The sequence below is a fragment of the Rhizobium sullae genome (assembly GCF_025200715.1).
Lineage (GTDB): Bacteria > Pseudomonadota > Alphaproteobacteria > Rhizobiales > Rhizobiaceae > Rhizobium > Rhizobium sullae.
In genome coordinates this window covers 1,864,638-1,891,323 of the sequence record NZ_CP104143.1, presented here as the reverse complement: position 1 = coordinate 1,891,323, position 26,686 = coordinate 1,864,638, and the positions used below count along the sequence as shown (strand labels likewise).

General features: G+C 61.6%; 23 protein-coding genes, 1 tRNA gene and 1 pseudogene. 13 read left to right on the top strand and 12 right to left on the bottom strand.

Features of this window, described 5'->3' with window-relative positions:
- Positions 1 to 273 precede the first annotated feature (273 nt).
- The 4 genes from N2599_RS09580 to tig all read left to right on the top strand — a co-directional run bounded on the left by N2599_RS09580 (position 274) and on the right by tig (position 3,864).
- Positions 274 to 1,374, top strand: a complete 1,101-nt coding sequence (locus tag N2599_RS09580; RefSeq protein WP_027509331.1) for a DUF2157 domain-containing protein — start codon at positions 274 to 276, stop codon at positions 1,372 to 1,374.
- Positions 1,371 to 1,961, top strand: coding sequence for a GDYXXLXY domain-containing protein (locus N2599_RS09575; RefSeq protein ID WP_027509332.1), 591 nt, complete (start codon positions 1,371 to 1,373; stop codon positions 1,959 to 1,961). Before N2599_RS09580 ends, N2599_RS09575 begins: the two co-directional genes overlap by 4 nt.
- A 151-nt stretch (positions 1,962 to 2,112) precedes the next feature.
- Positions 2,113 to 2,197 (top strand) — tRNA-Leu (locus N2599_RS09570).
- A 188-nt stretch (positions 2,198 to 2,385) separates the two neighbouring features.
- On the top strand, positions 2,386 to 3,864 hold the full coding sequence (gene tig / locus N2599_RS09565) for a trigger factor (RefSeq protein ID WP_027509333.1): 1,479 nt from the start codon (positions 2,386 to 2,388) through the stop codon (positions 3,862 to 3,864).
- Positions 3,865 to 3,974: 110 nt separating this feature from the next.
- On the opposite strand, the gene sthA is transcribed toward tig, so the two are convergent.
- The 3 genes and pseudogenes from sthA to N2599_RS09550 form a co-directional block, all read right to left on the bottom strand.
- The gene (sthA, locus tag N2599_RS09560; RefSeq protein ID WP_027509334.1) at positions 3,975 to 5,381 is read right to left on the bottom strand and encodes a Si-specific NAD(P)(+) transhydrogenase; all 1,407 of its coding nucleotides are present in this window, start codon (positions 5,379 to 5,381) and stop codon (positions 3,975 to 3,977) included.
- Positions 5,382 to 5,483: 102 nt separating this feature from the next.
- Positions 5,484 to 6,074, bottom strand: coding sequence for a tyrosine-protein phosphatase (locus N2599_RS09555; protein ID WP_027509335.1), 591 nt, complete (start codon positions 6,072 to 6,074; stop codon positions 5,484 to 5,486).
- 84 nt (positions 6,075 to 6,158) lie between these two features.
- Positions 6,159 to 6,496: pseudogene (locus N2599_RS09550) on the bottom strand (JAB domain-containing protein); the annotation flags it as partial.
- Here N2599_RS09550 and N2599_RS09545 point away from each other — a divergent pair.
- Positions 6,453 to 6,665, top strand: a complete 213-nt coding sequence (locus N2599_RS09545; protein ID WP_027509337.1) for a hypothetical protein — start codon at positions 6,453 to 6,455, stop codon at positions 6,663 to 6,665. The pseudogene N2599_RS09550 and the gene N2599_RS09545 overlap by 44 nt on opposite strands.
- Here N2599_RS09545 and map read toward each other — a convergent pair.
- Complete coding sequence (gene map / locus N2599_RS09540) at positions 6,655 to 7,488, bottom strand: type I methionyl aminopeptidase (RefSeq protein ID WP_027509338.1); 834 nt, start codon at positions 7,486 to 7,488, stop codon at positions 6,655 to 6,657. The genes N2599_RS09545 and map overlap by 11 nt on opposite strands.
- A 471-nt stretch (positions 7,489 to 7,959) precedes the next feature.
- Here map and N2599_RS09535 point away from each other — a divergent pair, with 471 nt between their 5' ends.
- The 3 genes from N2599_RS09535 (at position 7,960) to N2599_RS09525 (ending at position 10,316) form a co-directional block, all read left to right on the top strand.
- Positions 7,960 to 8,430: a RidA family protein gene (locus N2599_RS09535; RefSeq protein WP_027509339.1), complete on the top strand. Its 471-nt coding sequence runs from the start codon at positions 7,960 to 7,962 to the stop codon at positions 8,428 to 8,430.
- Entirely contained in the window at positions 8,427 to 9,329 is a 903-nt protein-coding gene (locus N2599_RS09530; RefSeq protein WP_027509340.1) for an adenylate/guanylate cyclase domain-containing protein, read from the top strand. The genes N2599_RS09535 and N2599_RS09530 overlap by 4 nt, the downstream gene beginning before the upstream one ends.
- Before the next feature lie 93 nt (positions 9,330 to 9,422).
- Positions 9,423 to 10,316 (top strand): phosphotransferase family protein, encoded by an 894-nt coding sequence (locus N2599_RS09525; protein ID WP_051336524.1) that lies wholly within the window; start codon positions 9,423 to 9,425, stop codon positions 10,314 to 10,316.
- Between the two features lie 27 nt (positions 10,317 to 10,343).
- On the opposite strand, the gene N2599_RS09520 is transcribed toward N2599_RS09525, so the two are convergent.
- Entirely contained in the window at positions 10,344 to 11,342 is a 999-nt protein-coding gene (locus N2599_RS09520; protein WP_027509341.1) for an alpha/beta hydrolase family protein, read from the bottom strand.
- Between the two features lie 32 nt (positions 11,343 to 11,374).
- Entirely contained in the window at positions 11,375 to 12,622 is a 1,248-nt protein-coding gene (locus N2599_RS09515; protein WP_027509342.1) for a DUF2778 domain-containing protein, read from the bottom strand.
- A 300-nt stretch (positions 12,623 to 12,922) separates the two neighbouring features.
- Here N2599_RS09515 and N2599_RS09510 point away from each other — a divergent pair, with 300 nt between their 5' ends.
- The gene (locus N2599_RS09510; protein ID WP_027509343.1) at positions 12,923 to 13,945 is read left to right on the top strand and encodes an SAM-dependent methyltransferase; all 1,023 of its coding nucleotides are present in this window, start codon (positions 12,923 to 12,925) and stop codon (positions 13,943 to 13,945) included.
- A gap of 30 nt (positions 13,946 to 13,975) precedes the next feature.
- On the opposite strand, the gene phaC is transcribed toward N2599_RS09510, so the two are convergent.
- Positions 13,976 to 15,811 carry a class I poly(R)-hydroxyalkanoic acid synthase gene (gene phaC / locus N2599_RS09505; protein WP_037141562.1) on the bottom strand — a complete coding sequence of 612 codons (1,836 nt, stop codon included), beginning with the start codon at positions 15,809 to 15,811 and terminating at the stop codon, positions 13,976 to 13,978.
- A 155-nt stretch (positions 15,812 to 15,966) separates the two neighbouring features.
- On the opposite strand from phaC, the gene N2599_RS09500 reads away from it, so the two are divergent.
- The 4 genes from N2599_RS09500 (at position 15,967) to recJ (ending at position 21,190) form a co-directional block, all read left to right on the top strand.
- A complete protein-coding gene (locus N2599_RS09500) occupies positions 15,967 to 16,383 on the top strand; it encodes an SHOCT domain-containing protein (protein WP_027509345.1) in 417 nt (138 codons plus the stop codon).
- A gap of 222 nt (positions 16,384 to 16,605) precedes the next feature.
- Positions 16,606 to 17,823, top strand: coding sequence for an LL-diaminopimelate aminotransferase (locus N2599_RS09495; RefSeq protein ID WP_027509346.1), 1,218 nt, complete (start codon positions 16,606 to 16,608; stop codon positions 17,821 to 17,823).
- 66 nt (positions 17,824 to 17,889) lie between these two features.
- A complete protein-coding gene (locus N2599_RS09490) occupies positions 17,890 to 19,212 on the top strand; it encodes a homoserine dehydrogenase (RefSeq protein WP_027509347.1) in 1,323 nt (440 codons plus the stop codon).
- A gap of 154 nt (positions 19,213 to 19,366) precedes the next feature.
- The gene (gene recJ, locus N2599_RS09485; protein WP_375714123.1) at positions 19,367 to 21,190 is read left to right on the top strand and encodes a single-stranded-DNA-specific exonuclease RecJ; all 1,824 of its coding nucleotides are present in this window, start codon (positions 19,367 to 19,369) and stop codon (positions 21,188 to 21,190) included.
- Between the two features lies 1 nt (position 21,191).
- Here recJ and rfbA read toward each other — a convergent pair whose 3' ends face one another.
- From rfbA to N2599_RS09460, 5 genes are read right to left on the bottom strand one after another with little or no spacing between them, the layout of a single operon-like run.
- A complete protein-coding gene (gene rfbA, locus N2599_RS09480; protein ID WP_027509349.1) occupies positions 21,192 to 22,061 on the bottom strand; it encodes a glucose-1-phosphate thymidylyltransferase RfbA in 870 nt (289 codons plus the stop codon).
- An 11-nt stretch (positions 22,062 to 22,072) separates the two neighbouring features.
- Positions 22,073 to 22,960, bottom strand: a complete 888-nt coding sequence (gene rfbD / locus N2599_RS09475; protein ID WP_027509350.1) for a dTDP-4-dehydrorhamnose reductase — start codon at positions 22,958 to 22,960, stop codon at positions 22,073 to 22,075.
- A 2-nt stretch (positions 22,961 to 22,962) separates the two neighbouring features.
- On the bottom strand, positions 22,963 to 24,018 hold the full coding sequence (rfbB, locus tag N2599_RS09470) for a dTDP-glucose 4,6-dehydratase (RefSeq protein ID WP_027509351.1): 1,056 nt from the start codon (positions 24,016 to 24,018) through the stop codon (positions 22,963 to 22,965).
- Positions 24,019 to 24,025: 7 nt separating this feature from the next.
- Positions 24,026 to 24,604, bottom strand: a complete 579-nt coding sequence (gene rfbC / locus N2599_RS09465; RefSeq protein WP_027509352.1) for a dTDP-4-dehydrorhamnose 3,5-epimerase — start codon at positions 24,602 to 24,604, stop codon at positions 24,026 to 24,028.
- A 24-nt stretch (positions 24,605 to 24,628) separates the two neighbouring features.
- Complete coding sequence (locus tag N2599_RS09460) at positions 24,629 to 26,584, bottom strand: CgeB family protein (RefSeq protein ID WP_027509353.1); 1,956 nt, start codon at positions 26,582 to 26,584, stop codon at positions 24,629 to 24,631.
- Between the last annotated feature and the right edge of the window lie 102 nt (positions 26,585 to 26,686).

The following is a 26,686-nucleotide window of genomic DNA, read 5'->3' as shown; positions in this document are numbered from 1 at the left end:
GGACGGGCTGCCACGCCCGCGCTTCTTGGTAATCAATATAGTATGACTAATGATTATTTTGCAGTGCAATATTATCATGGTGGCCATGCGCTTCACGCATGGCTTATCTGAAAGAATCAATATTAGCCTATTGCTGTTAATAGCCGGTTAAGTCCGTGCCAAGTTCGCACAGTGAAGTATCTTGAACGGCTTAGGGTCCGGGAGATTGCGAAAGACGCTGCGCCATCTATAAGATTGATCGGGAAAGCCGCTGGAGGCGGCACGGAGGCAGCAATGTATCGGGGACGGTTGGAGCGGGATCTGTCGCTCTGGGTGGAAAAGGGTCTGCTGCCCGAGGCGACGGCGGAATCGCTGCTTGTCGAATATGACAGTCGGCCGGCGAGCTTCAGCCTCGGCAACGTGCTGATGGTGCTCGCCGCGATCCTGCTCGCGGCTGCAGTTCTGTTGCTCGTCGCCTCCAACTGGGAGGCGATCCCGCGGCTGGTCCGCGTCGGCGCGATCCTCGCCCTGATCTGGGCTGTTTATATCGGCGCGGCGCTGCTGTTTGCCCGCGGGGCTTCGGCGGCTGCCAGCGGCCTGCTCGTCATCGGCGCCCTGAGCTTCGGCGGTGCGATTTCCCTCGTCGGCCAGATGTATCATCTGTCGGGCGACGAGCAGACGGTCATGTATCTCTGGTTCGCGGTTGCGGCTGTGTCTGCAGCCCTTTTCCGCTCAGGCGCCGCGACCGCTATATCAGGCTTCCTGTCCTGGGCTTCATTCGCGGTCTATCTTTCGAATTACGACTCGCGGTGGGTCGGCTTCGATCCCTGGGCGCCGCCGATCATGGCATTGATCGTTGTGGCATTGGTGCGCTTCACGCGCGCTCATCGCGCACGGCATCTTGCCTATCTGCTCGTCGTGGGCTGGCTCACATGGCTCTATGCGTTGCACGAAGATATCCGGGTGGCGATTGCCTTCGTGCTCTGCGGCATGGCGGCGTTCGTAGCCGTCAGCCTGCCGCCGCTGCGTGGCTCTGCGTTTATAAGGAGTGCGGGTGCTGCACCGGCATTTTATGCATTCCTGGTGGCGGCGGTCGGATTGCTGTTGCTCAACATAGAGCTCGATGAAGGCTGGCCGCTCGTTCTGGTCGGTATCGCGACGCTCGCAATGGCGGTGCTTGCGATCGCATTGCAGGGTCGAGACAACGGCGCCGTGCGCTATCTTGCCTACGCCACCTTTGCCGCCGAGGTTTTCTATCTTGCTTCCGTCACAGTCGGGTCCATCCTCGGAACCTCAAGCCTCTTTCTTCTGTCCGGTCTGCTGGTGGCGATCGTCGCCTGGGTGGTGATCCGCCTCGAGAGACGTTTCGGTGTAAGAACGGAGGTGACGGAATGAACGCGCTGTCTTCGAAGCGTCGATCGGTGAGGGGTTACCTGATCGCGGCCGTCATTGCTGCCGCCCTCCAGACCATCATTCTGGGCTATATCATCGAAAGCCGCGCGGCGATCCTGCGCAGTGGCGCCGCAGTCCTGCTGAAGACGACACCTGTCGATCCGCGTGATTTTCTGCGTGGCGACTACGTCGTGCTGAATTACGAGATTTCGTCGGTGCCGGCACAAACGGTGATCGGCGAACTCCCCACCGTACCGGGCGAGCAGGCGCTCTGGGTCCGCTTGAAAAAGCAGCCGGACGGGTTCTGGGCAATCGCCGAATCGTCGTTCATGCCGCTTCCCGAGCAGCCTGAAAGCGTCGTGCTCAAGAGCCGTCCTTTTTACAGCTACGGTGTGCGCGCGACTGATACGATCCGCGCCGAATACGGCATCGAGCGCTACTATGTGCCGGAAGGCCAGGGCAAGCCGCTGGAGGAGGCCCGCCAGGACGGCAGCGTTTCGATCGCAGCCCGCGTATCGAACGATGGGTCGGCGCAGATCCGCAACCTGCTCGTGGACGGCAAGCCCGCATACGAGGAGCCGCTTTACTGACTTTGGCGAAATGACGGGATGGGGTCTTGGAGGCCATAAAATCCCTGTCATTTGGCCTTTATTTTTCCTTTGCCTCCACCAAATCGGGTGTTATAGAGACGCGCGCTCCGGAAGGCCTCATGTCCAGGCATATGCATGCGGTTTTGCGAACGCGGGTATGGTGAAATTGGTAGACACGCCAGATTTAGGTTCTGGTGCCGCAAGGCGTGGGAGTTCAAGTCTCTCTACCCGCACCAAAGCTGGCTTGCAGGCGGGGAGACCGGATAGGTCGCCCCCAATTACCCGGCAGGATGGCGCCGTCCCCCTTCGGGCGGGATGCAATGGAATCTGAGAAAAGCCACGCGCGGCAAATTTTTCCGGCGTCGTGCTCATCGAAACGAAACGGCGTCTGGGCACGGCCGCCACGAAATGAAGGTAGGAAGACATGCAGGTTATCGAAACGCTCGCTGAAGGGCTGAAGCGCGAAATCAAGGTCGTTATCCCGGCCAAGGACATGGAAAACAAGATGAACGAGCGCCTTGCCGACGTAAAGGACAAGGTGCGCATCAATGGTTTCCGTCCCGGCAAGGTTCCGGTCGCCCACCTCAAGAAGGTCTACGGCAAGTCGATCATGGCCGATCTCGTCAATGAGATCGTTCGCGAACAGCCGACCCAGATCCTTTCCGGCCGTGGCGAAAAGTCTGCCACGCAGCCGGAAGTCGCGATGACGGAAGACAAGGACGAGGCCGACAAGATCCTCGCCGCTGAGCAGGATTTCGAATTCACGCTCTCCTATGAAGTTCTGCCGCCGATCGAGCTGAAGTCCGTCAAGGGAATCAAGATCACCCGCGAAGTCGTTGATATTTCTGACGAAGAGGTCAACGAGCAGGTTCTTAAGGTCGCTGAAAGCGCCCGTTCCTACGAAACCAAGAAGGGCAAGGCCGCTGATGGCGACCGCGTCACGATGGATTACGTCGGCAAGGTCGACGGCGAAGCCTTCGAAGGCGGCACCGATCAGGGCGCTGAACTCGTCCTCGGCTCCGGCCGCTTCATTCCGGGCTTTGAAGATCAGCTCGCCGGCGTCAAGGCTGGCGACGAGAAGACCATCACCGTGACCTTCCCGGCCGACTATCCGGCCAAGAACCTCGCCGGCAAGGAAGCCACTTTCGACGTCACCGTCAAGGAGGTTGCTGCTCCGGCCGACGTGGAAATCAACGACGAACTGGCAAAGAAACTCGGCCTCGAATCCGCCGATCGCCTGAAGGAAATCGTCCGCGGCCAGATCGAATCGCAGTACGGCTCGCTGACCCGCCAGAAGGTTAAGCGCCAGATCCTCGACCAGCTCGATGAGATGTACAAGTTCGAGACCCCGAAGTCGCTTGTTGAAGCCGAATACAACGGTATCTGGAGCCAGGTGAACAACGACCTCGCTCAGTCCGGCAAGACTTTCGAGGACGAAGACACGACGGAAGAGAAGGCCAAGGAAGAATACAAGACGCTCGCAGAGCGCCGCGTCCGCCTCGGCCTCGTCCTCTCCGAAATCGGCGAAAAGGCCGGCGTCGAAGTGAGCGAAGACGAAATGCAGCGCGCAATCTACGAGCAGCTGCGCCAGTATCCGGGCCAGGAAAAGCAGATCCTCGAGTTCTTCCGCAGCCAGCCGGGTGCCGCCGCTTCGATCCGTGCACCGATCTTCGAAGAAAAGGTCATCGACCATCTGCTGACCGAGATCGACGTCACGGACAAGAAGGTCACCAAGGAAGAGCTGCTCGCCGACGAAGAGGGCGAAGGCTCCGAGAAGACCAAGAAGGCCGCGCCGAAGAAGAAGGCAGCCGCCAAGGCCGAAGCTTCTGAAGGCGAGGAGGCAGATGCTCCGAAGAAGAAGGCCGCTCCGAAGAAGAAGGCCTCCGAAGGCGACGCCGAGTAATCGGCTTTTCCGGTTGAATACTTCAAGGCCCTGCCGGTTCGGCGGGGCCTTTTTCTTTGGCGCAATGCGGGTGCTATGCTGCGGCACTCGCCAAAATGAGGCGGATTAGTCTAGAGTTCCGACTTGATGTCGCCCATGCGGTTCCAGGCGTCGAGGCCGGCGATCTTGTAGGCTTCGGCAAGCGTCGGATAGTTGAAGGTATTCTCGACGAAGTATTCGACGGTGCCTTTGAGATTGAGCACTGCCTGGCCGATATGCACCAGTTCGGTGGCCCCTTCGCCGACGATGTGGACGCCCAGCAGACGGCGGGTCTTCAGCGAGAAGATCATCTTCAGGAGACCGGTGTCGAGGCCCATGATGTGGCCGCGCGAAGTCTCGCGGAAGCGGGCGATGCCGCATTCATAGGGAATGCCGCGTTCATTGACCTCTTCTTCCGAAAGGCCGCAGGTCGAAATTTCCGGCACGGCGTAGATGCCGTAAGGGAAGTATTTCGGAGGCTCCTTGGCGATCGCGCCGACGGCAACGCGGGCGGCGATGCGGCCCTGCTCCATCGACGTCGAGGCGAGGCTCGGAAAGCCGACCACGTCGCCGGCGGCATAGATGTTCGGCACCGAGGTCTGGAAGGTTTCCGGATTGACCTTGAGGCGGCCGCGGCTGTCGGCCTCGAGGCCGGCGGCGGCAAGGTTGAGCGCGTCCGTCGCCCCCATGCGCCCGGCGGCGAAGAGCACCATGTCCGTCGTCAGGTGGCGGCCATTGTCGAGCGTCAGGGCGACTCTGCCGTTGTCGAGCGTCTCCACCTTGTCCGCCTTCTGGCCGAGCAGCAATTTCATGTTGCGGTCACGGAGCTGGTAGGTGAAATCCTCGATGATCTCCTTGTCGATGAAATCGAGCATGGTCGACTTGGGATCGAGGACGGTCACAGCCGTATCGAGGGCGCTGAAGATCGTCGCATATTCGATGCCGATGACGCCTGCGCCGATAACGACCATCGAACGCGGCAATTCCTCGATATCGAGCAGTTCGTCGCTGTCGATCACCGTCTTGCCGTCGAAGGGCATGTATTCCGGGCGGAAGGGCTTGGTGCCGACGGCAAGCAGGATGCTGGCGCAGCTGACCTGCATGGTCTCGCCGTCGTCCTTGATCACCTGCAGCGTTGAGGGATCGATGAAGCTCGCCCTGCCGCGGATATGCTGGACGCGGTTGCGGGCGAACTGGTGCTCGAGCACCTCGACTTCATGGTCGAGCGTGATCAGCAGGCGGCGGCGCAGATCCTCGGCACTGATCTCTTCCTTGACCCGATAGGCGCGACCATAGAAGCCGCGCTCGCGCCAGCCGGAGAGGTTGAGTGCCGTCTCGCGGATTGTCTTGGATGGGATGGTGCCGGTATGCACTGAGACGCCGCCGACGCGCTTGCCCTGTTCGATGACCAGGACCTTCTTGCCGAGCTTCGCAGCCTGGATGGCGCCGCGCCGCCCTGCCGGACCGCTGCCCACAACAACAAGATCGTACTGAAACATGGCTTTGCCCCGGAAATAGGAAATTGGAATCATATTTTGCAGCGCAAAATGTCGCTCATTCACCGGTAGCTGGTCAATGTTACAGTTTCTATTCCGGCGACGTCACGAGTTCAAAAAGCCAAACATCGGCTCCAGCTTTTCGAAAGTCCGGTCCATCGCATAGGCGCCGATGAAGAACAAGGAAAGGTGCCCGTAGGTCAGCGAGATCTGCGATTCGGCCGCGATCTCGCCGAGCTTTGCGACGCCGGCTACATAGATGGCCGAGGCAAGCCCAGTACGGTCGGCGCCGGCCCGACAATGGATGAGCAGCGGCTTCGGGGCGGACGCCATGATCGCCATGAGCCGGCTTCCTTCCTCGATCGTCAACTCCTTGGAGGCCGACATGCGGAAATCGATGTAGTTGAGGTTGAGGCTCTTCGCTGTCGCCACTTCATCGTCATACCAGGCCTTGCCGTTCTCGTTACCGCGCAGGTTCAGCACCGTCTTGATGCCATAGTCCTTCGCCAATTCCTTGAGTTCGTCCGGAGATGGCTGGGAAGCGCGATAGACTTCGCCCGCCACGACCGCGTGAACATTGTTGGAAAGCTGCAGGTAGCCGAGATAGAGTCCGATGACGGCCAGTGTTATCAGGGCGAGCCGCGCGATCGATTTGTATGTCAGGGGAACATGGAAACGATCGGTCAGTAGGGCCATAGTTGGGGTCCGGTTGGCGTGAAAGCCTGCTAGAGAATGCTATGATGGCTTTTTCATGCCTCCATCTTTGGAAAATCGCAAATGTCAGATCAGCTGGATGCCCTTGAGCTCGCATGGCTGTCCTTGCCGATGATGATGTGGTCGTGGACGGTGACGCCGAGCGGCTTCGCCGTTTCGATGATCGTCTTCGTCATATCGATATCGGCGCGCGACGGCGTCGGATCGCCGGATGGATGGTTGTGGACGAGAATGATGGCCGTCGCCGAGAGTTCATGAGCGCGTTTGACGAGCTCGCGCGGATAGACCGGCGTATAGTCTACCGTTCCGCGGCTCTGGTCCTCCTCGGCGATCAGCGCATTCCGTTTATCGAGGAACAGGATGTTCGCGCCTCATGCGGCGTGGCAATACTCGATCACCGCGGTGACCGTGATAGTGCTCTTCCTTCGAAGAGCCGGGGGGCAGGACGGTCTGTTTGCCGAGTGCGGGTTTTGCGAATCGGCGCTCGTCAGCGGGCGAATGGTGGTCTACGTCGAAAGGCAGTTCACCGTTCGGGAGGAAGAGAGGACCTTTGCCATTGCGTTCACCCGTTGAGCGGCAGGCCTGGCCGGTCGAGGCCGCCGGGCGAAAGCGTGAAGATCTCGCAGCCGCTGGCCGTAACACCGACGGTGTGTTCGTATTGCGCCGATAGCGACCGGTCGCGGGTCACCGCCGTCCAGCCGTCGGCCAACACCTTCACATGCGGACGGCCGAGATTGATCATCGGCTCGATCGTAAAGATCATGCCTTCGCGCAGTTCCGGACCCTCGTTTGCGCGGCCGTAATGCAGGATATTCGGCGAATCGTGGAACAGGCGGCCGACGCCATGGCCACAGAAATCGCGGACGACCGAGCAGCGCTCGCTTTCCGCATGGGTCTGGATCGCTTCGCCGATCGCGCCAGTGCGTGCGCCGGCGCGGACGGCGGCAATGCCGCGCATCAGCGCTTCATGCGTGACTTCGAGAAGTCGTTCGGCGGCACGCTTGATCTGCCCGACCGGATACATGCGGCTGGAATCGCCGTGCCAGCCGTCGAGCACGAAGGTGACGTCGATATTGACGATATCGCCTTCGCGCAGCGGCTTTGCATCCGGAATGCCGTGGCAGACGACATGGTTGATCGAAGTGCAGGTCGATTTGGTATAGCCGCGATAATTGAGCGTCGCCGGATAGGCGCCGTTGTCCATCCCGAATTCGAAGACGAACCGGTCGATCGCATCGGTGGGCAGCCCCGGCCTGACGATCGCGGCAAGCTCATCGAGGCAGCGGGCGGTCAGCTGGCATGCCTTGCGCATGCCCTCGAACGCCTCGGGGCCGTAGAGCCTTATGGCACCGGTATTCTTCGACGGCGCGGAGGAGGCTTCGATATAATTCACCATTGGAGGGCCTTAGCAGAAATTGTCTTCATCGTTCATAATGCAGCTATGCCGCGTTCGTCCATCGTGTTCAACTGCGGCCACGAGATTTGTCTCACTTTGATACGGTGCACCGGCACGCCTTTCCGTTCACGCTGTGGAATCGACCCGTGTTTTGCCCTTGTATTTCAACTCGGACGAGGCGCGGGAAATTGCCGCGTTGAGATGAAACTATATGGCGCTTCCCAGCGCCCCGTTCGACGGTTTTTATCCCCATCTTAGGCGCCTCTGCTCGGATACCGGCACCTTGGGGCGCAAACCCTGGGAGTTGACGATCAGCTTCACCCTGAGGTTGCGATTTCGTGGGGCGTAGCCTCGAAGGGCGAGGGCAGGTGTGGTGGCGTGGCGCCCGGCTGCGGACCGAACTGGATCGGCTATCCCGAGGGACTATTTTCATCGGTGGCAAGCAGATACCTTGAGAAATGGGAGAAGAGAATGGAACTCGTGACCCACAGGAAATTCAAAAGCGGCTTGTTGATGCCGTGGGGAAAGGGGACGGTCGTGAGCGGAGCCAGGGGATTCGTCTACCTTTCCGGAAACACGGCGACCGCCGAGGATTATGATCCGGCCGGCAGGAAGGGAGGGGGCTTCGTTGGCGATGCAGCGGCGCAGTGGCGCGCAATCCTCACGAACATCGAAGCGGACTTGGAGGAACTCGGCAGCGCGCTCGAATATCTCATTCGGCTGACCTTCTTCGTTAAGGGGCCATTTCCCGATGGCGGCGTTCTGAGCTCTCCGAATTTTCGCCTGGACGTGATGGACGACTTTTTCGCCGAGCACTGCCCAAAGCACTGCAGCTATAACAACCCGCCGCCCTCGGAGGTGATCGGCGTTGCGGCGCTGGCGCAACCCGACGTCCTTGTTGAGATTGTTGCAGTCGCGGCGCTGGCGGACAAGCCGTCATGAGCGAAACGCGACGCAAGCTGACGACCATCTTCTGCGCCGACGTGCAGGACTATACGCGCCTGATGGGGGCGGACGAGGAGGGTACGCTGGCGATGCTGAAGCGGCATCGCGATGCGATGTCGCGGCTCATCGGCTCGCATGGCGGGCGGGTGATCAATACCTGGGGCGACGGATTGATCGCCGAATTCCCGAGCGTCGTCGAGGCCGTGCGCGCGGCCGTCGACGTTCAGAACGAGCTCGCCGGCCTGAACGCTGCGCGGCCGGCGGACGGGCGCATGCTATTCCGGATCGGCATCAATCTCGGCGACGTGATCGTCGAAGGCGACGATCTCTATGGCGACGGCGTCAATATCGCCGCGCGGCTCCAGGCGTCTGCCCCTGCCGGCGGGATCGTGATCTCGAACACCGTCTACGACCAGGTCCGCAACAAGGTGGCCGTCGGGTTCGATTTTCTCGGGCCTTTGGTGGTGAAGAATGTCACGGAACCCGTGCCAAGCTATGCCGTGCGCATCGGCGAAGGCATGGAGAGCACGCCGCAGCCGGCGGCTGCAGCGAACCGTCCAGAGGCCCCGGCAGCGACCGATCGGCCGCTCGGCACGAAGGCTCGCAGGATGTTCGGTCTGCTCGCCTTGTTGAGCGCTGTTCTGGTCGTCATCAATCTTCTCTCCTGGCGGGGCGTCTTCTGGGCGGCATGGCCGCTTCTCGCCTTTGCTGTTCTCTCGGCCATGATATGGGTGCGGCGCCAGAACCATGTCGACCGGGGCATTGCCGCCCTCGGCGTCGCCGGGCTTGGCATGATTGCTATCAACCTTCTGTCGTGGCACGGGATATTCTGGGCGATATGGCCGCTTCTGGGGCTGGCCGCCGCTGCCGCCATTCGATGGGTGATGCGCAGCTGACCCAAGAGTGTATTGGCCGTGCCTGCGGAGCGTTGCCGTGTTCCCGAATTGCGTATCTTGCGGCGGTATTCAGTTGATCGACGAAAAGGCATGATGACAGAAAAACTAGATCAGCTCCGGAACGTCATTCTCAGCGAGTATCCGGACTTGGCTGCATCGACGTTCGAACTCGCGCCGGTAGGCTGGGATTCGATTGCCGTCGATGTGGATGACCGGCTGATCTTCAAGTTTCCCCGCCATGAGGTCGCGCAAAAGGCGCTTGTGAGGGAAGCCGCGCTGCTTGCCGTTGTCCGGCCCAGGGTCTCAATGGCCGTCCCCGACCTGCGCATTTTCGAGAAAAGTGGGGCGCTGTTTTCCCTGCACGAGAAGCTGAAGGGCGAACATTTGCTCACGGCCGAATATGACAAGCTGCCGAAGGATGCGCGGCAGCGCCTTGGCGATGATCTGGGCCAGTTTTACGCCGAGCTTCACCGGCTCGACAGCGAGCGGATGGCGGACGCCGGCGCCGCGCCAGTCGGCGCATGGCAAAGCCCCGCAACAGTTCGCGAGAAAGCCGTGCCGGCGCTTCCCTCCGAGCTTCGTTCCGTGGCGGAGGATATCATCGCGGGTTTCGAGCGACTTCCGCCCGATCCGCACGGACAGACCTACGGCTTTTTCGACGGCCATGGATGGAACATGGCATTCGACCATGCGCGCAGCCGCCTCAACGGCATCTACGATTTCGCCGATTCCGGCTTCGGTCCGGTCCACCAGGAGTTCATCTATTCGAACCTCATATCGCCGGATCTCACAGAGCGGATCGTGGCTGCTTATGAGAGAACATCGGGCCTGACGCTCGACCTGCGCCGCATCGAAATCCTCACCGGCTTTCACCGGTTGTCGGAACTGGCGGAGCTTCCGGAGGATTGCCGGCACACGCCGGCCATGACCTACCATGCCGTGGCATGGCTCGAGGACGTGTCAGGCAGCGGGTTCACTGCGAGCTAGTGTGCGGGAGAGGCGGCGGCGACGATGTCAGTCAACGGACCCAAAGAACCGGGCTGCGATGCTGGCGACTTCGTCGTGAATGGACCGCCGGTCGACGCCGTCGGCATCCGTGAAAATGTCCGGTGCGAGTTTCCTCCCTTGCGGCGTCGGTTCCGGCACAAAGACGTAATGGTCGATTCCGCCTTTCAGAATATCCAGCCAAGCGCCCGGTAGATGGCTGTGCAGCCAGCCGCAGCACTCCTCCGCAGGTGCAATGGTGTCCGCATCGCCGCCGATAATTCGAACCGGCTTTGTGACCCGCTTCAGGCTCTCGGCCAAAAAGCCCAACACCGAGCGGCCCGGCGCAAGGACAAGGGCAGCATCAAATCGAGGGTCGCTGTAGTCCTTCGATCTACGATCCCACGACGCGCGAAAGACCTCGCTGCGCTCCAGCAAGGGAGCTATGTGGTCCGCCAGATCGGGAAACTCCCTCGGTCCGCGACGCGGGCCTTTGATCGGGTTTGCAGATTCAAACTGGGAGTAAGCCACGCGTGCGCCCATCAACAACATCGCCGTGTAGGCACCGGCGGAAAAACCGGCAACGAATGCACGAGCGCTGACCGTTCCGCCCAGTTGCCTTCGCCAGCCGTGATCGTCGAGCATTGCACGTAGGTCGCTTGCCCGTTCCCAAAGGCAGAGGAAGCCTTCCGGCCTATAGGGTTCGGCACCGGTGTGGCCGTGGTGATTGACCGCAAGGGCAACGAAGCCCCGCTGTGCTAGGCGATGGGCCAGCCATTCAAGACCGGCGGCAACTCCCCCGCTACCATGAGAGAGGAGCACGAGGGGACGAGGCGTCGTTGCCGGCTTAAGAGCCGCATCAGGCGCAACGGGCTCCATCTGAAACCAGGATGCGCCAGATACGGGCATCTCGATTGCGGCATCATCTGCAGGATACCAAGCCGCCCAGGAAAGAGGGCGGGGGCCGGTACCGGCCCAATTCGTCCTGTTCTCATCAAAGCAGACGCCTTCCGCGAAGCCGACCGGCATATGATTGCTCCAAATTCAGGAAGCGATATGCCTCAGCTTTGTTTCGAAAACAGCGACGCGAGGCTTGGGCGCGGAGAGGGCGGATTTTTCAGGCGCGGTACGACGACGAGGCGCTTGACTTCGCCGCGCTTGAAGGCGGCGAGGAAGCGGCGGTAGTCCTTGAACGAGATGCAGCCGTTGGAATCGCCGCGCTTGCCGAGCAGATAGGTGTGGGCGAGCAGGCCGACGCGTCCGTGGATCTTCTGCGGGCCGCCGACGGGATGGAGGCGGATCGCCTCGACGCCGTGGAACAGGGCTTCGCGCATGGCAAGGTCATAGGTGTGCGGTGGTGTTGGCCCGCGCATTTTCTTGTCGGCATAGCGCGGCTTGTCGCGCATGGCGCCGAGGCCGGAATGGGCTTCGAGCTTTTCGCCGTTCGGCAGATAGACGACGCTGGCCTCGATATCGTAGATCGCCACGCCATTGCGGGCGCTCGGCATCAACGCCGGCTTGGCGAATGCCGGCATCTCCTCGTCGTCATCCTCCGTTTTCGCATAGGCAAGGGCCGGTTCGGCGTCGCGCGCGTCGATCTTCGGCTTGCCGGGGCGTGCCATCGGCAGCGGAATCTCCGTGCCAGGTGCCAGAACGAGGCCGAAAGGTTCGTCAGGCGTTGCCGTTTTGGCGGAAGCGGTTTCGAAGGGAGCGGCGGCGGGTATCGGCTGGGCGGAAGGGAGCGTTGTCGCAAGCGCGAGACTTGACGCCGGTTCAACGGGCTTGGCGGAGGCGGTCTGGATCGAATAGTCGGGTGCCGGAAGGGCAGCAGGTGCTGTGACCGCCGGAACGGGTGCGGCGCTTGCAAGCACCAGCGCCTGCTGTTTCAGGGCGGAAGCCATCTCGGCGCCGTTGTTGCGCTTTGCGAGCAGCGACAGGCCGCGGCGCTGCATGAGAGTGACCATAGCCTTGGGGGATTTCGGCGTAGCCTCGGCGACCATGCGGTCCGAAACCGTCGTCTGGCCGGGCAGGCGCGAGAACTTGCTGACACGGATCAGGGGATGCGAGCGAGTGGCTGCAGGCGAAACTGGCTTTTGAGCGATTGCGACATCGGCGATCATGGCGGCGGCCGGTGGCTGCGGCGTGGCGGAGGTGTGCATTGCCGCGATCGACGCGATGATCCAGGCCGACGCAGCGACTGCGATACCAATTGCGGCGGCTCCGGAGATGAGCCGGAAGGGTCTGGCCGAGCGAAAAAAAGCCCAGCCGAAAGGGTTGACGCTTTCACGCGCCTCAACAGCAAACGCCATACTACTCGGTTTCCCAACGCGTCACATTACCGGCGGCTTACGCGGAACGCCCCTTGCCGGAGCCGGTAATGAAGCAAGAGGGCCAAATTGAGGCTCGCTGCGACTTGCCGACTGTCCGGAAGCATGACGCACTATGGTAACTAATTCCTTTACGGGATGATCGGCGCTCGCCGAAATGGCACGGGCGATCACTCGCTGTCGGCTAGGTGCCTTCGATTTCGAATATTAGCAATACGTGTAATTCGTTCCATCTTCTGCTATGGTTCGGCCGTGACTGATGGCTCAATTTGGGGGGAACCAATGTCTTCATTAGATGATATGGCCAAGAGCGAAGTCTCTCCGGCGTTGCTGGTTGATGCCATGTTCGCATTCCAAAAGACGGCTGCGATCAAAGCGGCAATAGAACTCGATCTGTTCACGATGATCGGCAGCGAAGCCCGCACGGCCGGATCGCTCGCCGCTGAAGCAGGGAGTGCCGAACGCGGATTGCGCATTCTCTGCGACTTTCTGGTTATTGCCGGTTTCCTGATGAAGAGCGGCGACAGCTATGCACTGACACCCTCAAGCCAAGTGTTCCTTGATCGGCGTTCGCCGGCTTTCATGGGCACTGCGATCGAGTTTCTGGCCTCGCCGGAGATGCTGACTCTGTTCCTGGACGACCCGGCTGCTTGCGTGCGCAACGGAGGTGCGGTCGGTCTGGCGAACGTGGCGCCGGACAATCCCGTTTGGGTGAGATTTGCGCGGGCCATGGGTATGTTCACCGGCGCCAGCGCTCAAGGATTGGCATCGGAAGTCGCCGGATGGCCGAAGCCGCCGGCCAAGGTGCTGGACGTTGCCGCAGGCCCTGGGCGCTTCGGGATCGAGATCGCGAAGGTGGCGTCATCGGCCAGGATCGTCGCTCTGGATTGGAAACCGGTCCTTGCCGTGACCGAGGAGAATGCAAGGAATGCAGATGTGGCTGACCGTTTCAGTTTCTTGCCGGGCAGCGCTTTCGATGTGGACTGGGGCACGGGTTACGACCTGGTGCTGCTGCCGAACTTTCTTCATCACTTCGACAAGAACGGCTGCGTCACGCTTTTGAAGAAGGCACGGGCGAGCCTGGTGCCGGAGGGCCGGGTTGCTGTCGTCGAGTTCGTCCCGAACGAGGACCGGGTGTCTCCCGAATTCCCCGCCGCTTTTGCCTGGGTGATGCTGGCCACGACGCCAACGGGCGACGCCTATACGGAGCGGGAGCTTGCCGATATGGCAAGGCTTGCCGGTTTCAGCACCGCCGCGAGCAAGCCGCTGCCGCCGACGCCGGCAAGCCTGATGTTCTTTAAGTGATATTTTACCGGGCCGCGCGCGATATCGGGTTCAGGCCCGCGCCATGACATAGCTGCCCGGTGCTTCCTCGATGGCGTTGAGCGCCGTGCCGCCGGGTTTGCGCGCGGGCACGCGTTTGGCATCCTTGGCTTCGATCCAGGCCTGCCAGTGCGGCCACCAAGAGCCCGGATTTTCCTCGGCCTTGGCAAGCCAGGTGTCGTAATCGCCCCTGGTCGGGCCGCCGGTCCAGAACTGGTACTTCTTCTTGTCGGGCGGGTTGACGACGCCGGCGATGTGGCCGGAGCCAGCCAGCACGAAATCGACTTTTCCGCCGAAGAACCGGCTGCCGAGGAAGACGGAATTCGCAGGAGCGATATGGTCTTCGCGGGTCGCGAGATTGTAGACCGGGATCTTCACGTCCTTCAGCGACACGGTCTTGCCGTCGAGCATCATCTCGCCAGCGGTGAGCGCGTTCCTGAGATAGCAGTTACGCAGGTAGAAGGCGTGGTTGGCGGCCGCCATGCGGGTGGAATCGGCATTCCAGAAAAGCAGGTCGAAGGGCATCGGCATTTCGCCCTTCAGATAGTTGTTGACGAAATAGGGCCAGATCAGTTCGGAGGCGCGCAGCATGTTGAAAGCCGTCGCCATCTTCGAGCCGTCGAGATAGCCGGTTGCCTGCATATGCGCCTCGAGCGCTTCCAGCTGTTCCTCGTCGACGAAGACCTTGAGGTCTCCCGCATGGGCGAAATCGACCTGTGTGGTGAATAGCGTCGCGGTCTTGATGCGCTTGTTTTTCTCCTTGGCGTGCAGCGCCAATGTTGCCGCAAGCAGCGTGCCGCCGACGCAGTAGCCGACGCTATTCACGTCCTTTTCGTCCGTCGCCTTCTCGATCGTTTCCAGCGCGAAATCGATGCCCTCGCGGGCATAGGCCGTCCAGTCCTTCCCGGCATGGCGGGCATCGGGGTTCACCCAGGAGATGACGAAGACCGTATGGCCCTGGTCGACGCACCATTTGATGAAGGATTTCTGCGGGTTGAGATCGAGAATGTAGAATTTGTTGATCCACGGCGGGCAGATGAGGAGGGGGCGCTTCAGCACCGTATCCGTGGACGCTTCGTACTGGATGATCTGGCAGATGTCGTTCTGGGCGATCACCTTGCCGGGGGTCAGCGCCATGTCCCGGCCGACCGCGAATTTGGTCATGTCGGTCTGACGCATTTTCAGGTCTCCGCCGCCCGCCGCGATGTCCTCGGCCAGCATCTTCATGCCGCGCACCAGGTTTTCGCCGCTCGTCGCAATTGTTTCGCGGTAGAGCTGCGGGTTGGTTACGACGAAGTTAGCCGGTGAAAGGGCGGCGGTGATCTGCTTCACGTAGAAGCTCGCCTTGTGTTTCGTGTGCTCGTCGAGCCCTTCGGTCTGGGCGACAATTTTCTCTGCCCAGTCGGCGGTGGTGAAATAGACCTGGCGCAGGAAATCGAAGAAGGGGTTCTTCTGCCAGTCGGCATCGGAAAAGCGCTTGTCCTTGCGCTCCGGCTCGGGTTCCGGGTCCTCGCCCTGCAAGCGTTGCATCGAGCGCATCCAGACGCCGAAATAGCTGCTCATCAGCTGGGTTTGCGCCTCGAACGTCCGGCGCGGGTCGGACATCCAGTATTCGGTGACCTTGGAGAGCGTCTTGACCATGTCGGTCATCGGCGCGGCGAGCCGGTCGTTGATTTCCCCGCTCTCACGCGGCGCAAGCCAGGCGGAGGCCGCCTTGCCGAGGTTTTCCAGCGCGCGGGCAATGTTCACCGCCATCGCCTCCGGATCCTTCAACAGGTAGGGATCAAGATTCGGTTCGAAGCCCGGGGTTTTCGTCTTTCCGGTATCTTTCTGCTTGCTGTCGGTCACGTATCTCCTCCGGCGGCAGCAATCCTCGTGCAAATTCAGTTGTACATCGTGCCGGATCGATAAAACAAGTTCAACGCAACGGCACTCGTGCTATTGCTTTGTCGGTGCGACAAATTTAACAGTCGGTGAGGCTTCAGCGTTTTGGAAGGTCTGGCATGACGACGAACGGCATCTTTGGCATCGTACTCGCAACCCGCATGGCCCTCGTTGCCGCGGCCGCAGCGATGACGCTTGCCGGATGCACATTGACGCCGGAGCAGAAGGCGGCCGCCGCGGCGCGGCGCGCGCCTCCGACGGCAGTCGTCATGACCCCGACCAAGGGCGAGGAGCCGGCACAAAGCGGCCTTGCTCATTATCCGGACGGCTATCCGAGCTTCGGCGCGCCGCTGACGGCGGCAAACGTCCAGATGAGTAACGAGGAAGCCGCAAGCCTGGGGCAGAAGCTTTCGGCACTCCGCGTCCAGCGCGACGCCGGCGCGATTTCGGAAGCCGAGTATCAGCGGCGGGTCGCTGAATACCGCAAGCTTGCCGCCGAGCACGGCACAGACGCGCTCTCTGCAATCGGCAATTAAGCCTTGCCTTTCAGGCGATTTGGACGCAAAGCCTTCCGCAGCTGGCGGGAGATGCAATTTTCCCGATAATATGCGTCTGTCGCGGCCTTTCGTCAAAGATTCGCCGCGGGACGAAAGTCTGATGAATACGGCGCTCGCGATTCTGAAGTTCGTGTCGCAGGCAGCCGTGAACAAACGAACTTCGAGCGCGGTCACAGTGGCCGCATTTCCATGGGGAAAGAGATGGAAGAGTTTCACAAAGTCCGGCGTTTGCCGCCTTACGTTTTCGAACAGGTCAACCGTTTGAAAGCGAGCGCGCGAGCGGGCGGCGCCGACATCATCGATCTCGGCATGGGAAACCCTGATCTCCCCACTCCAAAGGCGATCGTCGACAAGCTGTGCGAGGTCGTCCAGGATCCGCGCACGCACCGTTACTCCTCCTCCAAGGGCATTCCGGGCCTTCGCCGCGCGCAGGCCGCCTATTACGCCCGCCGCTTCGGCGTAAAGCTCAATCCGGATACGCAGGTCGTTGCGACCCTTGGTTCGAAGGAAGGCTTTGCCAACATGGCGCAGGCGATCACCGCGCCGGGCGACGTCATTCTCTGCCCGAATCCGACCTATCCGATCCATGCCTTCGGCTTCCTGATGGCGGGCGGCGTGATCCGTTCGATCCCGGTCGAGCCGGACGAGAACTTCTTCCAGCCGCTGGAGCGGGCCGTGCGCCATTCGATCCCGAAGCCCTTGGCGCTGGTTCTCAACTATCCGTCCAATCCGACGGCCTTCGTCGCAACGCTCGACTTCTACAAGGATGTCGTCGCTTTCGCGAAGAAGCATGACATCATCGTGCTCTCGGACCTCGCCTATTCGGAAATCTATTTCAATGGCGAGCCGCCTCCGTCGGTGCTTCAGGTTCCGGGTGCGATGGACGTCACCGTCGAGTTCACCTCGATGTCGAAGACCTTCTCGATGCCCGGTTGGCGCATGGGCTTTGCGGTCGGCAACGAGCGGCTGATCGCAGCCCTGACGCGCGTCAAGTCCTACCTCGACTATGGCGCCTTCACGCCCATCCAGGTGGCGGCGACGCATGCGCTGAACGGCGACGGCTCGGACATCGCGGAAGTGCGCAACGTCTACAAGCGCCGCCGCGACGTGATGGTGGAGAGCTTCGGCAAGGCCGGTTTCGACGTGCCGCCGCCGGCAGCGACGATGTTCGCCTGGGCGAAGATCCCGGAGAAGTTCCGTCATCTCGGCTCGCTGGAATTCTCCAAGCTGCTTGTCGAGAAGGCGGATGTTGCGGTAGCACCGGGCGTTGGCTTCGGCGAGCAGGGCGATGACTACGTGCGTCTGGCGCTCGTGGAGAACGAGCATCGCATCCGCCAAGCAGCCCGCAACATCAAGAAATTCCTGTCGACGGCCGACGAGACGATGCATAACGTCATCTCGCTCAACGCGCATCGCTGATATCATCACAGTCCAACGGCAGCCGCTTTCGGGCGGCTGCCTCTCATAAACACGCAGGATCGTTCCATGACAGACGCCCTCAAAATCGGCATTGCGGGCCTTGGCACCGTTGGTGCTTCGCTCGTCCGTATCATACAGAGCCGCAGCAATGAGCTTGCTGCCACGTGCGGGCGGCCGATTCTGATTACGGGCGTTTCGGCTCGCGACAAGACCAAGGACCGCGGCCTTCATCTCGCCGGCGTCGAGTGGTTCGACCAGCCGGAAGATTTGGCTGAAAAGGGCGATATCGACGTTTTCGTCGAGCTCATCGGCGGCGTCAACGGCCCGGCCAACAGCTCGGTGCGCGTGGCCCTCGAACGTGGTCTCCATGTGGTGACAGCCAACAAGGCGTTGCTTGCCTACCATGGTGTGGAACTGGCGACGATCGCGGAGGAAAAGGGCGCCCTGCTGAACTTCGAAGCGGCCGTTGCCGGCGGGATTCCGGTCATCAAGGCGCTTCGTGAATCGCTGACTGGCAACACGATTTCGCGCATCTACGGCATCATGAACGGCACCTGCAACTACATCCTCACCAAGATGGAGAAGGAAGGCCTTTCCTTTGCCGACTGCCTGAAGGAAGCCCAGCGCCTGGGCTACGCCGAAGCCGATCCGGCCTTCGACATCGAGGGCAACGATACGGCGCACAAGCTCTCGATCCTGACGACGCTGGCCTTCGGCAACCGGATCGCGGCTGACGACATCTATCTCGAGGGGATCACGAACATCTCTATCGAGGATATCCATGCTGCGGCCGAACTCGGCTATCGCATCAAGCTGCTGGGTGTCGCGCAGCGCACCGATAGCGGCATCGAACAGCGCGTGCACCCAACCATGGTGCCCGTCGATTCCGTTATCGCTCAGGTGGACGGCGTCACCAACGCCGTGGCGATCGAGTCGGATATCCTCGGCGAGCTTTTGATGGTCGGGCCCGGCGCCGGCGGCAATGCGACGGCATCCTCGGTGCTTGGCGATATCGCCGACATCGCAAAGAGCCAGCCGGGCGCTCAGCGCGTGCCGGTTCTCGGCCATCCGGCAAAGGCGCTTGAGCCCTACCGCAAGGCCCGGATGCAGAGCCATGAGGGCGGCTACTTCATCCGCCTGACGGTGCTCGACCGCACCGGCGTCTTCGCAAGCGTCGCGACGCGCATGGCGGAAAACCACATCTCGCTGGAATCGATCGTGCAGCGGTCGCAGCAGCATCTGGCGCCCTCGCACCACCAGACGATCATCCTCGTCACCCACGCGACGATGGAGGATTCCGTGCGCAAGGCCGTCGCCGCCATCAAGAGAGAGGGCTATCTCGTCGGCGAACCGCAGGTGATCCGCATCGAGCGTCCCAAGGAAGATTGAGACATCTCGCCATCCGTAGAGGACTGTGACCGAACGGGCGGGCATTCGTGCGTGTCCACAGCTAACATGAGCCTTTGCGCCCAAAATCGTTGTGTGCTCCGCCAAAGCCAAATAAATCTGCCGATGCGCTCCGGTCTCGGGGTGGTGACAAGCGATGGGCGATCAGAGAGGCATTGTGGATATAGCCGCCGATCCGGTACAGCGGGCGTTCCTGGGCGTGGAGAAATCCGTCCTCGATAACCGCTGGGTATCGCGCCTGGACCAGGCCGGCCAGAACCGCGCGCTCGCCATGTCTCAGACGCACGGCCTGCCGGATCTTATTGCGCGCGTGCTTGCCGGGCGGGGTGTCGGGGTCGACGAGGCCGTCGAATTCCTCGATCCGACGATCCGCAGCCTGATGCCCGATCCTTATATGCTGACGGACTGCGAGAAGGCGGCCAAACGTCTGGTCGAGGCGATCCGGCGTGGCGAGAACGTTGCGATCTTTGGCGATTACGACGTCGATGGCGCGGCCTCCTCGGCGCTGGTGTACCGCTTCCTCAAGCATTTCGGCGTGAGGGCCAATATCTACATTCCCGATCGCATCTTCGAAGGCTACGGACCCAACCCGGCGGCGATCAACCAGCTGATCGATAACGGCGCGCAACTGATCGTGACCGTCGATTGCGGCTCCACGAGCCATGAGGCCCTGGGGGCTGCCGAAAAGCGGAACATCGACGTCGTCGTCATCGATCACCACCAGGTGACACACGATCTGCCGCACTGCCACGCGCTGGTGAACCCGAACCGCGAGGACGACCTTTCGGGGCAGGGGCATCTCTGCGCCGCGGGCGTCGTCTTCCTCGTACTGGTCGCGACGCTGAGGTTGCTGCGCGAGGCGGGCGACAAGCGGATCCTCGCGATCGACCTGCTGCAGTGGCTGGACATCGTGGCGCTGGCGACGGTGTGCGATGTCGTACCGCTCAAGGGGCTGAACCGGGCTTATGTCGTCAAGGGTCTGGTTGCCGCGCGCCACCAAAGCAATGCCGGGCTTGCGGCGCTCTTTCGCAAGGCGGGCCTTTCCGGGCCAGTGACGCCCTATCATTTCGGCTTCCTCATCGGCCCGCGCATCAACGCCGGCGGCCGCATCGGCGATGCGGCACTCGGGAGCCGGCTGCTGACGCTGGACGATGCCGGCGAGGCGGAGATGATCGCGCTGCGGCTGGACGAACTCAACCGTGAACGCCAGGCGATGGAAGCGGCCATGCTGCAGGAGGCCGAGGCGGAGGCGCTTGCCGAATATGGCGACGGTGAGGGCGCTTCGGTGATCGTCACCGCGCGGGAAAAGTGGCATCCGGGCATCGTCGGGCTGCTGGCGGCGCGGCTGAAGGAGAAATTCAAGCGTCCGGCATTCGCCATCGCCTTCGACCCGTCGGGCCGCGGAACGGGGTCCGGCCGCTCGATCAACGGCTTCGACATGGGCAGGATGGTGCGTGCGGCGGTCGACGAGGGGCTGCTTCTCAAGGGCGGCGGGCATGCAATGGCCGCGGGGCTGACAGTCGAGCGCGAAAAGCTTGGAGCGCTGCGCAGCTTCTTCACCGAACGGGCCGAGAAAACCGTGGCGGCGCTGGTCGCAGGCGAGACATTGAAGATCGACGGGGCGATCGGCGCCAGCGGCGCCACAATCGAACTGATCGACCGTCTGGAAACGGCCGGACCCTATGGGTCGGGGCATTCGCAGCCGATCTTCGCCGTGCCGGCCCACAGGCTGCGCGACGCGCGGATGGTCGGCGAGAAACATGTGAAAGTGACGTTGGAGGCGATGGACGGCTCCCGCCTCGACGGCATCGCCTTCCGGGCCGCAGACACCTCGCTCGGAAATCTTCTGCTCAATTCCCGCGGCGCGAACCTGCATGTCGCGGGTATGCTCGGCGCCGATCACTATCAGGGCGCGCGGCGCATTCAGCTGCGTGTCTGCGACGCGGCGCCGGCGCGGTAAGTCACCAGTCGGATGAGAGCTTCGTCAGGTACTGCCCGTAGGCGCTCTTGCCGAGTCTTTTGGCAAGTTCGGCAAGTTCGTCCTGCGAGATGTAGCCCATGCGCCAGGCGACTTCCTCGGGGCAGGCGATCTTGAAGCCCTGGCGCTTTTCCAGCGTGCTGACGAAACCGGCGGCATCGAGCAGGCTGTCGGGCGTGCCGGTGTCGAGCCAGGCATAGCCCCGGCCCATCAGTTCCACGAAGAGCTGACCGCGCTCCAGATAGATGCGGTTGACGTCGGTGATTTCCAGTTCACCGCGCGGTGACGGCTTCAGGTTGGCGGCGATGTCGACCACCTGTTGGTCGTAGAAATAGAGGCCCGTCACCGCCCAGTTGGATTTCGGCTCTTGGGGTTTCTCCTCGATCGACAGCGCATTCATCTTCGCATCGAAGCCGACGACGCCGTAGCGCTCCGGATCGGTGACGTGGTAGGCGAAGACCGTCGCGCCTTCCCGGCGGCTCGTGCCGGATTTCATGATTTCCGGCAGGCCGTGGCCGTAGAAGATGTTGTCGCCGAGGACGAGCGCAGAGCTGTCGCCATGGATGAAGTCGGCGCCGATGGTGAAGGCCTGGGCGAGGCCGTCCGGGCTCGGCTGTACGGCATAGGTTAGCGAAATGCCCCATTGCGAGCCGTCGCCGAGGAGGCGCTTGAAGGCTTCGACGTCGTGCGGCGTTGTGATTATCATGAGGTCCCGAATACCGGCGAGCATGAGCGTCGTCAGCGGATAGTAGATCATCGGCTTGTCATAGACCGGCATCAGCTGTTTCGAGACGGCCTGCGTGATCGGGTGCAATCGCGTGCCCGTTCCCCCAGCGAGAATAATCCCCTTCATGTCCTTCTCCCCTAAAGGCCTTTGTTCAAAAGCTCTTGCATGACGATCTTCATGGATTGCTTCCACTCCGGCAGGCGGATGCCATATGTTTCGGCGAGCCTGTCGCCAACGAGCCGTGAATTGGCGGGGCGTTTCGCCGGCGTCGGATAGTCCGCCGTCGTGATGCGTTCAATTCGGACGTTCTTGCCGCCGGACCGGTGAAGCTCTGCGAATATTTCTCCGGCGAAATCCGCCCAGCTTGCCTCGCCACTGCCGGTGAGGTGAAAGATCCCGCGCTGCGATGGTGCCGGGTCCGTAACGAGACGGGCTGCGATCGCAAGGATCGCGTCAGCAATATCGAGCGCAGACGTCGGGCATCCCGTCTGATCGGCGACGACTCTGAGATGATCGCGGGTCTCGGCAAGCCGAAGCATCGTTTTCAGGAAATTGGCTCCGAAAGGCGAATAGACCCAGGCGGTGCGCAGGATGACGTGGTTGGGGTTCGCCGCCGCCACCGCCTTTTCGCCCGCAAGCTTCGAACGCCCGTAGACGGAGACCGGCCCAGTGTCATCGTCTTCGGCATAGGCCGACGGCTTGTCGCCGCTGAAGACGTAGTCGGTTGAAAGGTGGACGACCGGGATGCCGAGCCGCGCGGCAGCTTCGGCAACCGCCGCAGCACCTACCGCATTGACGGCGAAGGCGAGTTCGGGTTCGCTCTCGGCCTTGTCGACAGCCGTATAGGCTGCGGCCGAGACGATGAGGTCCGGGTGCAGGGCTGAGAATACGGCCGCGATGCTTGCAGGGTCCGCAAGATCAATCTCCGGGCGCCCGATCGCGATGATTTCGACACCCCTTTCGGCGCCGCGCCTGAGCAGCGACTGGACGACCTGGCCCTGTTTGCCGGTGACGGCGATGCGCATCGTCACTGCCCTTTGAAAACGCCGAGGCGTTCGCCGGAATAGACATTCTCGCGCAGCGGCCGCCACCACCATTCGTTTTCGAGATACCAGTGCACGGTCTTCTCGATGCCGGTTTCGAAAGTTTCCCCAGCCTTCCAGCCGAGCTCGCCTTCGAGTTTCGAGGCATCGATCGCGTAGCGTGCGTCATGTCCAGGCCGGTCGGTGACGTTGGTGATCAGGCGCGCATGCGGGCCGTTGTCGTTGTAGACCCCGTCGAGAATGACGCAGATGCGGTGCACGACATCGATGTTCCGGCGTTCGTTGCGGCCGCCGACATTGTATTTTTCGCCGGGGCGGCCGCGGGAGGCGATGGTGAAGAGCGCGCGGGCATGGTCTTCGACATAGAGCCAATCGCGGACATTGGCACCATTGCCGTAAACCGGCAGAGGTTTGCCCTCCAGCGCATTCAGGATCATCAACGGGATGAGCTTTTCCGGGAAATGGAAGGGCCCGTAATTATTGGAGCAATTGGAGACGACGACGGGCAGGCCGTAGGTGCGGTGCCAGGCGATCGCCAGATGGTCGCTCGCGGCCTTGGAGGCGGAGTAGGGCGAGGACGGATCGTAGGGTGTCGCCTCCTCGAAGAGGCCCTTGTCGCCAAGCGAACCGTACACCTCGTCCGTCGAGACATGCAGGAAGCGAAAGGCGTTCTTTCCGGCAACGTCGAGACCGTCCCAATAATGCCGCGCAACGTCCAGCAGGCTGAATGTACCGACGATGTTGGTCTGGATGAAATCCGCAGCACCGGAGATCGAACGGTCGACATGGCTTTCGGCGGCAAGATGCATGACGATATCCGGGCGGAAGGCGGCGAATGCCTCCTGCATTTTTGCGCGGTCGCAGATGTCGGCCCGCAGAAACTGATAGTTCGGCGCCGATTCGACGGATGTCAGTGACGCCAGATTGCCGGCATAGGTCAGCTTGTCGACATTCAGCACCTCGGCACCGACCTCGCCGACGAGATGGCGAACCAGTGCCGATCCGATGAAGCCTGCTCCGCCCGTGACCAATATGCGCATCGTCGGATCAATCCTTGGGTTGTTTTGCTTCGTAGGAAAAATGGCTCGGCACGTCGGCGAGCCGCGGCAGCGCCTTGTCCTTGTCGGACAGCACCATTGCTTGCTCCTCGACCGGCCAGCGGATGCCGATCGCAGGGTCGTTCCATGCGATGCCGCGGTCGTGCTGCGGGCTGTAGGGAGCTGTCACCTTGTAGCTGATGACGCTGTTGGGCTCGAGCGTCGCAAAGCCGTGCGCAAAGCCGGGCGGCACCCAGAGCTGCATGCCGTTCTCTGGCGAAAGCTCCTGGGAGAGCCATTTGCCAAAACTCGGCGAGCCGGTGCGGATATCGACGACGACGTCCATTATCCGGCCAGCAATGCAGCGCACCAGCTTGCCCTGGGAGAAAGGCGGCATCTGAAAATGCAGACCCCGGACGGTGCCGGGTTGCGCCGACATCGATTCATTGTCCTGGACGAAAGCGACGTCGGCCACGTGCTCGCGGAACCAGGCATCCTTGAACACTTCGGAAAAATAGCCGCGGTGATCTCCGAAGCGCGGCGGCGTGATTGCGACGATGCCGTCAATGGCCGTGGTTTCAAGACGCATGACGCACCCCTTCTGCGGACTTCATCAAGTGCCGGCCTTCATGACGCTCATCAGCATCTCCGCCTGTGAGCGGCTCTGCATGGCTGCAAAACCGTTAGCGGCGATGGAATCACGCTCGGCCGCATCGGCGATCAGCCCATGGCAGCGCTCGATCATTTTGTCATAGGGCTCGATCACCACGCCGCCGATGAAGGGCTGGATATCCGGGTCGCGGATGTCGCCTTCTGTCAGAACGCAGACTCGGTTGGCGAGCAGATAGGAAATGCGCACGATCTCGAAGACGCCGCTCGCATAATGATGGATATTGATGACAATCTTGGCGCGGGCAATGGCTGCATCGCGCTCCGCACCATACACGTTGAAGAGGTGCGCGACCTTGAGCCCGCCTTGCTCCAGCGTCTTCAGGATATGGTGGCGGCGCTCGTTCAACGAACCGTAAAAGAGCACGTCGATATCCTTGACGGGGGCGTGCTCTATCTGGCTGAGGCAGCGGCTGTAGCCGATTTCGAGCACGCCGGCATGGTCAATGCCCTTGGTTGCGAGATTTTCACGGTTGCGCGGGCTGTAGTCGAGAACCGGCAGTGACTTCAGGATGGACGTGTAGCGCGAGTTGATCCAAATGCTTTCTTCCGACACCTGCTCGAGATTGATGACGACGCTGTCCTTCGGCAGATGCCCAACGATTTCAGCGGGGAGAAGATTGCCGCCGTAGATGATCGGCGCACGGCCCGCGAATGCGTTCATGTCGCGGACGATCGGTGCCGAGCCGCCGAGTTCCTCGAAGGCGCCCTGCAGACCGAGTGCGACTTCATCGAAAGCGTGGCTGTGGTTGTAGCTGTCCGGCGTGACGATCCAGATACAATGACGGTCCTTGTGGGCTGGCCATCCCCCGGCAAAGGGCTGCAATGCGGTGCGGAGCGGCTGCTCGATCCTCGGCGCGGCCTGTGCCGGCTGCTGCGGCTCCGGGATGGCGCTTAAAGCCTGCGGAGCATAGGAACGCATCAGTTCGCGGCCGACGGCGAACTGGCCGCGCGGCATCCAGGCCGGCGGATCGTCGGCGCCCCAAATCAGATGCGGCTGCTTGATCAGCGGCTGGCGGCCCTCTTGCCAGGCGGTCAGCAAAGCCTGGTCGCGGCTTTGCAGAAAGGCTTCCTTGGCGGCGAAGAGGCCATGCAGCATGCGGCCGAGGCGGGCACCGAACTTCCACTCGAAATCGGCAACAGTCGGCACAAAGGCGGCGATTTTCAATCCGGAGGCGGCTGCCTGCTGGACATAAAGCCCGAGCAGACGCTCGATCACGAAGGGGCGCATCTTCGCGTTGGCGTCGCGTGAATAATGTGCCACGCCGGCATACGCGGTGCCTGCCGGCGTGCCGAGACGCGCCTCGTCTTCCAGTGATTCGAGAATGCGTTCGCAGAAGGCGAAATATCCGGACCAAAATTTCCGGTTGCCGCAGAAATAGTTGCAGAACACGAAGACCGTCTTGTCCTGCGGCGGCGCGATCGGGTAGCCGAGCTTCTGGAGATGCAGGAAGATCGGCTCCATGCCGGGATGACCGCCCAGCAGCGAATGCTCCCAGACGTTGCTGTAGATCGCAGCATGGCCGATCAGCGGATTATAGACATAGGCATCGGCACCTTCCGCTCTCGCCTTTTCCGCCTCGGTGACGAAGGACGGGAAGCTCGTCACCGACTTCATCTCGAACTTGCTGGAGAGCAGCCCCCAGAACATATCATCGCCGAGACCAATCGCATCGTGGTGCTGCTGCACGATGCGGAAGAGCTCATATTCGCGGGTCGAAGTCTGCGTATTGAACGAGATGTCGAGCGGCACCGCGGCGGCGTCGAGTTGGCTGCGCTGCGAAAGATCGAGATAAGGCTGATAGATGATGACGGACCCCATGCCGGCGGCTTTTTCCGTCAAAAGCGCCAGATCAGGAAGACCGGCCGGCAGAGCGGAAATGGGCTGATTGATCGTCAAGGCATCGTCCTTCGCGCATGGCCGCCGTTCGGATCGCGACCCGCAAAACGGCATTCGGGCTTGTTTGGTGCAGACTATTGGACGTGAAGCTTGCGCCACACT